Annotated in this window: 9 protein-coding genes and 2 pseudogenes; 8 read left to right on the top strand and 3 right to left on the bottom strand. The window is 64.0% G+C overall.

Annotation, left to right across the window (positions count from 1 at the left end):
- Window positions 1-724 (bottom strand): annotated as a pseudogene (locus RHBS_RS18305) (hypothetical protein); the annotation flags it as partial.
- A gap of 457 nt (window positions 725-1,181) precedes the next feature.
- Between RHBS_RS18305 and RHBS_RS18300 the strand changes: the two are divergent.
- From RHBS_RS18300 to RHBS_RS29115, 5 genes and pseudogenes are all read left to right on the top strand, one after another.
- Window positions 1,182-1,808: a TlpA disulfide reductase family protein gene (locus RHBS_RS18300; protein WP_032375710.1), complete on the top strand. Its 627-nt coding sequence runs from the start codon at window positions 1,182-1,184 to the stop codon at window positions 1,806-1,808.
- A 149-nt stretch (window positions 1,809-1,957) separates the two neighbouring features.
- Window positions 1,958-3,405: pseudogene (locus RHBS_RS18295) on the top strand (multicopper oxidase family protein).
- 121 nt (window positions 3,406-3,526) lie between these two features.
- Window positions 3,527-3,883: a BlaI/MecI/CopY family transcriptional regulator gene (locus tag RHBS_RS18290; protein ID WP_032375711.1), complete on the top strand. Its 357-nt coding sequence runs from the start codon at window positions 3,527-3,529 to the stop codon at window positions 3,881-3,883.
- Complete coding sequence (locus RHBS_RS18285) at window positions 3,880-4,842, top strand: M56 family metallopeptidase (RefSeq protein WP_032375712.1); 963 nt, start codon at window positions 3,880-3,882, stop codon at window positions 4,840-4,842. Before RHBS_RS18290 ends, RHBS_RS18285 begins: the two co-directional genes overlap by 4 nt.
- A 174-nt stretch (window positions 4,843-5,016) precedes the next feature.
- Window positions 5,017-5,163 carry a hypothetical protein gene (locus RHBS_RS29115; RefSeq protein ID WP_156516238.1) on the top strand — a complete coding sequence of 49 codons (147 nt, stop codon included), beginning with the start codon at window positions 5,017-5,019 and terminating at the stop codon, window positions 5,161-5,163.
- 349 nt (window positions 5,164-5,512) lie between these two features.
- Here the strand turns inward: RHBS_RS29115 and RHBS_RS18280 are convergent, their stop codons facing one another.
- Together RHBS_RS18280 and RHBS_RS18275 are read right to left on the bottom strand one after the other, a co-directional pair.
- On the bottom strand, window positions 5,513-5,989 hold the full coding sequence (locus RHBS_RS18280) for a rhodanese-like domain-containing protein (RefSeq protein WP_231578189.1): 477 nt from the start codon (window positions 5,987-5,989) through the stop codon (window positions 5,513-5,515).
- A 17-nt stretch (window positions 5,990-6,006) separates the two neighbouring features.
- Window positions 6,007-7,302, bottom strand: a complete 1,296-nt coding sequence (locus RHBS_RS18275; RefSeq protein ID WP_230595438.1) for a prolipoprotein diacylglyceryl transferase family protein — start codon at window positions 7,300-7,302, stop codon at window positions 6,007-6,009.
- A gap of 295 nt (window positions 7,303-7,597) precedes the next feature.
- Between RHBS_RS18275 and RHBS_RS18270 the strand changes: the two genes are divergently transcribed.
- The 3 genes from RHBS_RS18270 to RHBS_RS18260 form a co-directional block, all read left to right on the top strand.
- On the top strand, window positions 7,598-7,849 hold the full coding sequence (locus RHBS_RS18270) for a hypothetical protein (protein WP_032401334.1): 252 nt from the start codon (window positions 7,598-7,600) through the stop codon (window positions 7,847-7,849).
- A gap of 665 nt (window positions 7,850-8,514) precedes the next feature.
- Window positions 8,515-8,808 carry a hypothetical protein gene (locus tag RHBS_RS18265; RefSeq protein WP_032375714.1) on the top strand — a complete coding sequence of 98 codons (294 nt, stop codon included), beginning with the start codon at window positions 8,515-8,517 and terminating at the stop codon, window positions 8,806-8,808.
- On the top strand, window positions 8,805-10,223 hold a 1,419-nt coding region (locus RHBS_RS18260), incomplete at its 3' end, for an HAD-IC family P-type ATPase (protein WP_128646181.1). The genes RHBS_RS18265 and RHBS_RS18260, both read left to right, overlap by 4 nt.

Genomic DNA, 10,223 nt, shown 5'->3' with positions numbered 1-10,223 from the left:
CGCCCGCCTCGGGTGTCGTGGTTTCGGGTGTCGTTGTTTCAGATGACGTGCCGGGTGCCGACGTTTCAGGCACAGTGGCGTCGGGTTCGAGCGCGGGCAGTTCGGGCGTCGCCGAGTCGGCCGACTCGGCGGCCGACTCGGGGTCCTGAGTGTCCTGGGTTGCCTTGGGCGTCGGTTGTTCGGTCGAGGGCTCGGCGTTCGACCTGCCGGGTGGGACCGCCGCATGTCCGCGCGACGAGGTGTGCGGGGTGGCCGGATCGTGGGGAGTCTCGGCGGCCGCGAGTGTGGATGCAAGTGTGGCGACGTCCATCGACGACACCAGTCGGGGGAGAACTGTGGGGTCGATGTCGTCGATCGGCGCGAGACAGGGGATCAGTCGCGAAAGGGCTGCCGTTGGTCCGTCAGCTGTATCGGTGGCTCCGATCGTGCCCACGAGGCAGGAGACGATGCGGCTCTGTGGGCCGGCCAGGTCGTCGAGAGCACCGTTGGCGCGAATCTCGCGTAGTGCGCCGACGACGAGATCGAGGACCTCCTGTTGGACGTGCGGGTCCGATTGGGCCTGCGCGGGGAAGGCAGGCGGCGGCGCAGCCGGATCGGCGTCCGGGGCTGCAGACGCCGTGGGTGCCAGCGCGAGGATGCCTCCCACGAACGCGGTACCGACGAGGATGCGAGTACCCCACCGAGTTCGGTGCGCCATGTACGAGGACGAGGGCAGAGGTCTCATGTCGGTGGTCCTCCTGGACGGCAACTGCATACCTGGCAGTAATTCAGGTCGCCTTCGAGTCAAGGCGACACGCCGCATCACTATTACACCCTTTCCGCACAAGCACCATCAGTCACAGTGAATCACATCGGTAACATTCGCACCCTGCGACCCATTTCGATCGTCGGGTTGTTTCTCGGGAGCCGAAGTTCATGTACGTAATATCTTCTGCGCCAGAAGGACTCGGCGTCGCTGGACGGCCTTCATCGTGCGCCTCGATGGGGACGGTCGTCTTCGGCGAACGGCCGGAGAGCTGTGTGCTGGCACTGTGAGGCCCGAGGGTGAAGGGGCCGCGAAAGCGTTGACGGCGTGCAGGATCCACGTTGCTACTATCGAAGATAGTAGATCGTGTAGTATGACGCTGACAGACCGGAAGACATCGTCGAGGTGAACGAGACAGAGGTGCAGGGTGCAGCGGGTGACGACACGCTGGTCCCTACTTGCGATCATCGTCATCGTGACAGTTGTTGGAGCGCTGGCATTGTGGTCTCGAGATCCCTCGACCCAGTCGGTGGGGTCCGCAGGATCGGCACCTCACGTCGAGGACGAGGATCTCCCGTCGGCAGTGATCGCTACCCGTGCTGCCCTCGAGCCGTGCCCGACCTCGTCGCCGGTTCCGTCCCCCGTAACTGGCGAGCTCGTCGGTACGTCCGCACGATGCTTGGGAACGTCGGACTTATCCGATCTGGGGACCTCCCTGGCTGGGCAACCCACATTGCTCAATGTCTGGGCGTCGTGGTGCGGTCCGTGTAGACAGGAGATTCCGGTTCTGGCCCAGTACGCCGCAGAACCGGATGCGGTTCGGGTCGTCGGTCTCAACGTCCAAGACGATGCCGATGCGGCATTGAGCCTGCTCACCGAGCTGGGAGTGCACTATCCCTCGTTCGATCAGGCCGACGCGGCGTTGCAGACACTTGACGCGCCCCCTGTCCTGCCCCTGAGTTTCTTGGTCCAGAGCGATGGAACGATCGAGCGCATCACCTCGACGCCGGTGTTCTACGACCCGAGTCAGGTGCGGGAGGCGGTAACAGCGCTTGTGCGCTGATCTCAGCACGAGCACGAGCACGAGCACCAGCACCAGCAACGCGGCGAGGATCGAACGCCCGCCGGCGGACGGACTTCTACAGAATTGGGAGATGTGTATGACCAGGCAGCGCAGGTGCGTTCTCGCTCACGCGCCGCAACTTTCTCGCGCTGAGCGCGGCCGGAACGAGTGCCGTCGTGTTGGCGGCATGCGGCAATGGCTCGTCCGCAACAGCAGTCGTCGGACCGGACTCCGATGTGGTGGGACAGGCCGAGGACGCGCGCCGCTCGGCTACCGGCAGACAAGTCGATATTTCCTTGAGTGCTCAGCCCAGCACGATCGACCTCGGCGGAGTGCAGGTACAGACCTGGACTTTCGGCGACAGACTCCCCGGTGCCGAGATTCGCCTGAGCCGAGGTGATGTGTTGCGCGCACAGCTCGACAACCGCCTCGAGCAGGAGACGACGATCCATTGGCACGGAATCGCCTTGCGCAACGACATGGACGGAGTGCCGGGCCTGACTCAGCCGGCTGTGGCTTCCGGTGACTCGTTCGGCTACGACTTCACCGTGCCCGACGCGGGCACGTACTTCTTTCACCCTCACGTCGGTACCCAACTCGACAGAGGACTGTATGCACCGCTGATCGTCGAGGACCCCGCCGACGGCTCGGACTACGACCTCGAAGCCGTCCTGGTCCTGGACGACTGGCTCGACGGGGTAGCCGGCGACCCCGATCGAGAACTCGAACGGCTGCGCAGCGAGGGCATGTCGATGGGCGGCATGTCGATGAGCGCGCCCACCGCCCAGTCGCCTCTCGGTGGCGACACCGGCGACGTGAGCTACCCGTACTACCTGATCAACGGCAAGATCGCCGCCGACCCCATCGTGCTCGGCGGACGGCCGGGCCAGCGGCTGCGCCTGCGCATCATCAACGCAGCTGCCGACACGGCCTTCCGTTTCGCAGTGGGGGGGGCATCCTCTCACTGTTACTCACAGCGACGGATTTCCGGTTCAGCCCGAGCAGGCGCAATGCTTGTTGATAGGGATGGGAGAGCGTTACGACGCAATCATCACCTTGCAGGACGGGGCGTTTCCGATTGTCGCCGCCGCGGAAGGTAAGGACGGGAGCGGGTTCGCTGTGTTGCGTACCGGGCCAGGCGCCGCGCCGCAGTCCTCAGTCCGGCCTGCCGAACTCTCTGCAGCCCCGGTGATGGCTGATCAACTGATGTCGCTCGATACGGTCCGCTTGTCCGCACGCGAGCCGGATCGCACGTACGACATCGCTCTCGGGATGGAGATGGGCGGGTACACCTGGACGCTCAACGGTGAGACGTACGAGCAGCACACCCCCCCTCGACGTTCGCGAAGGCGAAAGAGTACGACTTCGCTTCGTCAACGCCACCACGATGTTTCATCCCATGCATCTGCACGGACACACCTTCGAGGTTGTCAACGGTGCCGGATCAGGCCCCCGGAAGGACACCTCGCTGGTCTTGCCGAACCAAACTGTCGAAGTCGACTTCGACACCGACAATCCCGGCCAGTGGCTTCTGCACTGCCACAACCTCTATCACGGGGAAGCGGGAATGATGACATCGGTGTCCTACCTGGCGTGAGCCTACGGCCGCATTCGTATTCGAGGCATGCAAACCTCTCGGACCAGGGTGCTCGCTACCGAAGGATCACGTAGCTGGCTCGTTCGACGGGATAGAGTGAACACGCGCCTAGGAGGCACTCATGCAGGGTTTGGGAGAGCTCGAAGCTCTGGTGATGGACGTGGTGTGGAATACCAGCGCCGCAGTCCGGGTTCGTGATGTCATCGATCAACTCGAGGACGGTCGAGAACCGGCGTACACCACGATTCAGACGGTGCTCGACAATTTGCACCGTAAAGGCTGGGTACACCGACAACGCAACGGACGGGCATATTGGTACGAAGCCACCCGAAGCAGGGAAGAAGCCGCCTCCGACGCCTTGCGAATACTTCTCGAATCGACCGGCGACCCGACGAGCGTGCTGCTGCACTTCGCCCGCGGCGCTTCCGATGACGAATCGAAGGTGCTCACCCGCGGTCTGAAAGAGCGTCAGAGGTGACTGCCGTACTCCTGTGGGCCCTCGGTGGGCTGTTGGTTGCGGCTGCCGCGCCATTGCTGATGAGGTCGATGATCGACAGAGGTATCGATGCGCACGTCACGCTCTTGACGTGGTCGGCGCTCGTTGTGGGCACCTTGGTCAGCATTGCGGTACCGGTCGTGCTCAGTGCGATCCCCAGTCATGGGGGCGTGACGACCCTGGTCGACATCGCACACCAATGCTGGCTCGCCCTTCAGGGCGACATACCTGCCCGCGTCGAGGCCATCGTCGGGGTTGTCGGGATTGCGATGTTGGGCTGCGGCGCAGTCCGCTGGATCGTCCACCTGAGGCGCGCAGTGTGTGAGCGACGGCGAGTGTACGAGCGGCACATCGATCTGCTGCGCATCATCGCTGGAGGCGTCGGGTTTTCCGGTTCGAATCAACCCGCGTCGACCTTGTGGCTTCCGTTGGACAGTCCTCTCGCGTACAGCGTCGCGGGACGACCGGCGATGGTCGTGGCCAGCGAGGGGCTGCGTACGCAGTTGACGCCTGCTGAAGTCGAGGCGGTCCTCGCACACGAACGTGCACACATCGATGGCCGGCATCATCTGCTCGTAGGCATTGCCGAGTCGGTGGCCTATGCGTTTCCGTGGCTACCGATCATGCGAGCGTCACCTTCGCTCGTGCGCGCTCTGGTCGAACTCGACGCGGACGCCCGCGCAGCCCGCTCGCACGGACGAGACCCCGTGCGGCGCGCTCTGACTTCGCTGCGCCCGCACCCTGTTCCTCTGCCCGCCCTCGGTATGGTTTCCGATGCCACCGTTGTGCGGCTCGATCGTCTCGCCGTGGACCGAGTGATCCCGCATGCTCCCCTCCGGTGGGCGCGGGCGTTCGTAGCGTGCACCGCCGTTGCCCTGCCTGCGTTACCAGTAGTGGCCCTGCTGGGGGCCATGACGTTGGCATCCTGCGCGGTGGGATGAAATGCCCCGCGCGGCACTACAGATCACGGGAGCGAGTCCGCAATACTCGCCCCTCGGCTTTCGGGTGCGGGAAGCGATCATCATGAGACCGACGAGCGCGAGGACCATCGCCATCGGATAGCCGACCGCGAGATCCTGCCATCCGGCGCTCGGAAGAAACCGAAGCTGCCCGAGATGAATTACGACGTGGGTCGCACCGATCACGACACCCGCCATCAGGACCACCCAACCCCGACCTTGACGGCGGCGCTCACGCTTGTACGCCTCGGTGTAGGGGCCGCCCGCGTCTTCCGACGACCGGCCGTCTCGTTCTTCGCCTGACATCGCGCGCTGCCAGCACGTCCATACGTTGTCGATCGTGAGCGAGTCGGCCGACGGAGCCGAACCACCGCCGAGGAGAAGGCAACCTGGGGCGAGGGCACGCCTGCGCTGGTAGCACTGAGGGTGACAGCGGGCGAGGTTCTGATTCGCCGGTACAGGCCGGGGCCCGTTCGACGTCGTTTGCGCCCGCTGGCAAACCGATAGGTTCACTTCCCGGCAGTAGCGGGACCATCGGCGAAGTGTCCGGTCCCGACCTGGTAAACCCTGACCAAGACGATCTCGGCATTCGATTTCACCGGATCGGTTCTGGTGCTCGACCTTCGGGGGCGGTGGTGCGGAACGTGCGTGATCATTCTCCGATGGTTCGTCCGGTGTTTCGCCACGCGAGCATGCCGCCTTGTAGTTCGACGACATCGGTGTAGCCGAGAGAGGCCAGTTCTTTCGCAGCGGTGGCGCTCATTGTCCCGGTACGGCAGTAGATCGCCAGCGGCGTGGTCCGGTCGGGCGGCAACGTCGCGGCCTGTTGTCGGATCTGGTCGAAGGGAAGGCTCGAGTCGGTTCCCGGGAGCTGGCCCTCGTCGGGGGTATGGACGTTGATCGTGACTCGGGCGGGATCGGCGATTGCGGCGGCGAAGTCAGCGGGATCGAGCAGTTCCGCCCGTGTAGCAACGGGCATCGACGCGGTGGGCTCAGAGACCTCGCCGCCGGTACATCCAGCGAGTGCAAGGACGAGGACAGTCAGTATCGATGCCGGACTACGGAGCGTCGATCGGGACACCGAATGCGGTGCCATCGCATCGAGGTGATCACCGAAAGGCACACGCATAAAAATACGTTCGGTGATCACGAGAGCACCTGCGACGCTGCGAGGACGCCGATGAGGACCGCGCAGCAGATGAGCGAGACAGTGAGTCGGCCTCGACGAGTGTGCGCGTCCACTCGAAACAGAAACAGGCCTTGCCGGACCAATGTGTATGCGGCAATACTCCCCAGGAAGACCAGCCCTCCGACGGGAAGGTCGACCTGAAGTACCGCGGCGAGCGCAACTCCCGCGATCAACAGGGCTGCAGCGGCCTCGTAGAGCTGAACCGGAATCCTCCTCGTCGCCAGGGTGCGATCGGACGAAAACAGGCCCCACCGAGATCGAGTCGGACGCCCCGAACAGCAGCCCGCCAAGAAGCATCCCGGACGACCGATCGCCATGCCGAGAAACAATCCCGGGGTGGTTGCATCCAGGACTGCGCCGACGTCCATACCCCCGAGTGCTCCGCCGATGACCAAGGTGCCGAGCGAAACGAGGAGGAAGCCTTGTATGCACGCTCCTGCGCGGATGAAAGTAGATATCGGTCGACGGTGCAAGATCAAGTACCAAACCTTGGCACCGATATATCCCAAAACGCAACTCAGAGCTGAAATTGCAACAGCAGCAGCAACATTGGCATCCATGCGTGAGAGCAGGAATCCCTGAACAATCAATGCAACCACCGCTCCCGCGGCTACCAACGCCGGCCAACTCCACACCCGCACAGCGGGACCGTATGTCAGTAGCGCAGTGCGCGCGGTGAGCACAGAGTTCTGCTGCCGTTCGCTACTGTCTGCGCCCCCGTCGATGCGTCGCGCACTCACCTCCCACTCCCCGCTGGCAATGCCCTGAATACGGGTGGTCGCGGCGAACCGGCCTCCAGCGGCAGGACGTGATTTCACGACCAGAGTCCGATCGAAACCGACCTTCTCGGTCGATGCATGGCCCTCGACTTCCACCCGCGATCCAGTGAAGCGAATCGCCACGTCGTGGCTGGGCTCGGCATCGGCCCCGCCGACACCCCAGTACGTCACCGCAAGCCCCAGCGGCTCGACCTGGGAAATCTCATCGGTACAACTGGTGGCTGGTGAGCGCTTGGGTGCGTAACTCTGCGGTGCGGGCGCAACAGCTTCAGGCGTGCGGGCACGTGGGCGCTCCGGCGGCGCTGCAGTATCGATCGTCGGTTCTGCGGCCTGGGCCGACGCTCGCGGTGGGGTAGTGGAGTCCGGCGCGAAAGCCCGGGCGACAGTGGGATGGAGTGCACCGCTGCCGGGCGAGTGGCCCCTGCTTCGAAGATAATCGGCGGCGGCGACGCTGACCGCAGAATGTGGGGCCACCGCTGAGAGGGGATGCCTTGGCTGGGGCTCAGTACGTATGGCACCGGGTGGGGAGCCGGTGGGCCGCCCCCGGATCGTGTCGCCGTGGTTCGTCGTTTGTGCGCTTTCGATCGCGACTTGCTGGATTTCTTTCCCACAGGTTGCCTCCATCATCGCCTGTCCGGGCGACGGCGTCTCGACAGCAGTCAACTACTATGCTCGATAGTAGCTGAACTACTAAGCGTTATAGTAGGAGCTGCGGGATGACCACACTCCGCAGGTCAGCAGGTGGCTGGTGCGAGAGTGAGGAGCAGCAATGATGAATATGGGCACCATGAGTGGCGGATGGACGATGATGGCAGGAATGGCCGCGTTCTGGCTGGTCGTGATCGCTCTGTTGATCTGGGGTGCGGTTCGGCTGATGTCCGCTCGCCCGCAATCGGGGGAGGACGCGCAGGAAATCCTCGATCGTAGATTCGCGGCCGGGGAGATAGATCGAGATTTCTATCGCGCAGCGGTCGCAGAATTGGCGACCGCTGCGCTGCGCAAGCGTGCCGACACTCGGTAAAGAGCAACTGCGGTGTGACGGGCAGGCATTTTCACCGCATGTGACCGAGTTTGCGGACTGGATATGTCGGTGCGCGCCGGCTGGCCGGTAGGGCAGGGCTCGCCCGGGGCCGGTGAGCGGCAACTGTCGGCGCGTTCGAAGGCGCACCGAAACGATCAGATCGAAAGTGGGACCGAACGTGAGTGATACACCCATCTACGACTTACTCAACGCTACATCGGCGGCGCCGCAGCCCCATGGTGAACGAGACAGTATCGCTCCACCGTCCGATCTGCGGCGTCAGCGATCGACCGAACGAGCAGTTCCGCGATCTTCGAGAGTCGACACGCGGGCTCGCCATGCGCGCCGTGACACGGCGTAATTCGCCCTGCCCTGCCTCCAGTCGGTGAGAAGACTCGTAACGGAAATCGCAGCGAACGCCGATGATCCACGCGCGTGTGCAGGTACGCCCGTCGCTGTAAGGCTCAGCTGTGCCGCGGATGCATGCGCCCCTTGACCGAATCGGTATCGACATCCATGCCCGTCCGTGAGCATGACAGCGACCGCGGGTGCACCTGGTGGCCAGCCGACTGGCGCTCACGCGTTGACAACACCCTGACGGTTCTTCCAATGGGATCAGGAAGGGGTATGGTTCGACTTGATCAACATATACCCCTATGGGGTATATGTTGTCCGAGATGTCGAAAGCTACGCATGATCATCACGCACTGTCAGTTACGCCGGTATTGATGTACGGCCACTGTGAGCCGTCGGTCCGCAACGACGTCAACGCCGTGATCGGAATGGACACTGTCGCGTTATCGGCGGCGGCAGGGACATTCACGGTCACCAGTGCAGCCGCGCTCGTCCAGGCGCAGATCATTGTCGCCCTCGACGCCGAATACACAGCCGAACCAGAACCCACGAGTTCATGGGATGAATGGATATCGAACTCGATGGATGAGAGGACTGCACGATGAACGATCACACACACTCCGACGTCGACTCCGCGCGGACGGATCCGCCGAACAGACTGCAGCACAGCGGGCATGAAGAAGGACCCGAAATGCACACGGACGGGGCAGAGAAGGCGACTCCGCAGTCGGACCACGACACCGGCGGGCACAACGCAGAGCACGGCGGGCACACCGGTCACGGTGATCACGTCGGTATGTTTCGTCGCCTGTTCTGGGTCATGCTGGTCCTTGCCGTTCCGGTGATCGTTGCCTCGAACATGTTCGCGATGCTCCTCGGCTACTCATTGCCCGACGCAGCGTGGATTGCCTGGGTCTCTCCGGTGTTCGGAACGGTGATGTACGCCTGGGGCGGGTCTCCGTTCCTCTCCGGAGCAGTCAGCGAAATCCGTTCCCGTGCACCGGGAATGATGCTGCTCATCGCCCTGGCGATTACCGTCGCATTCATTGCGTCGATGGGAGCGAGCCTCGGCCTGCTCGATCATCAGCTCGACTTCTGGTGGGAACTGGCCCTGCTGATCGTGATCATGCTGCTCGGGCACTGGATCGAGATGAGATCACTCGCCCAGACCACCTCCGCTCTGGACTCGTTGGCGGCGTTGCTCCCGGATGTCGCCGAACGCGTCGAGGGCGACGATGTGGTGCCGGTGCCCCCGTCCGAGCTGCAGCTCGGTGATGTCGTTGTCGTCCGCCCCGGCGGCCGCGTACCGGCGGACGGCACCATCGTCTCCGGATCGGCGAGCATGGACGAATCGATGATCACCGGGGAATCACGCACCGTCCGCCGCAGCGACGGCGATCAAGTCGTCGCCGGCACTGTCGCCACCGACTCAGGTCTGCGCGTCCAGGTCACTGCAGTAGGGGAGGACACCGCCCTCGCCGGCATCGGCCGCTTGGTCGCCGACGCCCAGAACTCGACCTCGCGCGCTCAGCGCATCGCGGACACCGCCGCTGGCTGGCTGTTCTGGTTCGCTCTCGGTGCCGCGATCATCACCGCTGCGGTGTGGACTCTGGTCGGGATGCCCGACGACGCCGTCATCCGCACCATCACCGTGCTGGTCATCGCCTGCCCGCACGCACTCGGACTGGCGATTCCGCTGGTGGTCTCCATCGCCACCGAACGCGCCGCCCGCGGCGGTGTTCTGGTCAAGGACCGGCTCGCACTCGAAACCATGCGCACGGTGGACACCGTGCTGTTCGACAAGACCGGGACCCTCACCAAGGGTGAACCCACCGTCACCGCAGTCGAGGTGACCGGCGGGCGCACCGCCGACAACGTTCTCGCGCTGGCCGCTGCCGCAGAAGCAGATTCCGAACATCCACTCGCCCGTGCCATCGTCGAGGCCGCACGCGCGCGGAACCTGACGGTCCCGGCTGCAGCCGGCTTTCAGTCGTCCCCCGCCGTCGGGGTCGCAGCCGAC

It is taken from the genome of Rhodococcus sp. BS-15, assembly GCF_000813105.1.
In the GTDB taxonomy this organism is placed as follows: domain Bacteria; phylum Actinomycetota; class Actinomycetes; order Mycobacteriales; family Mycobacteriaceae; genus Rhodococcoides.
The sequence above is the reverse complement of the archived record's forward strand: the minus strand, read 5'-3'. Positions and strand labels throughout refer to the sequence as shown.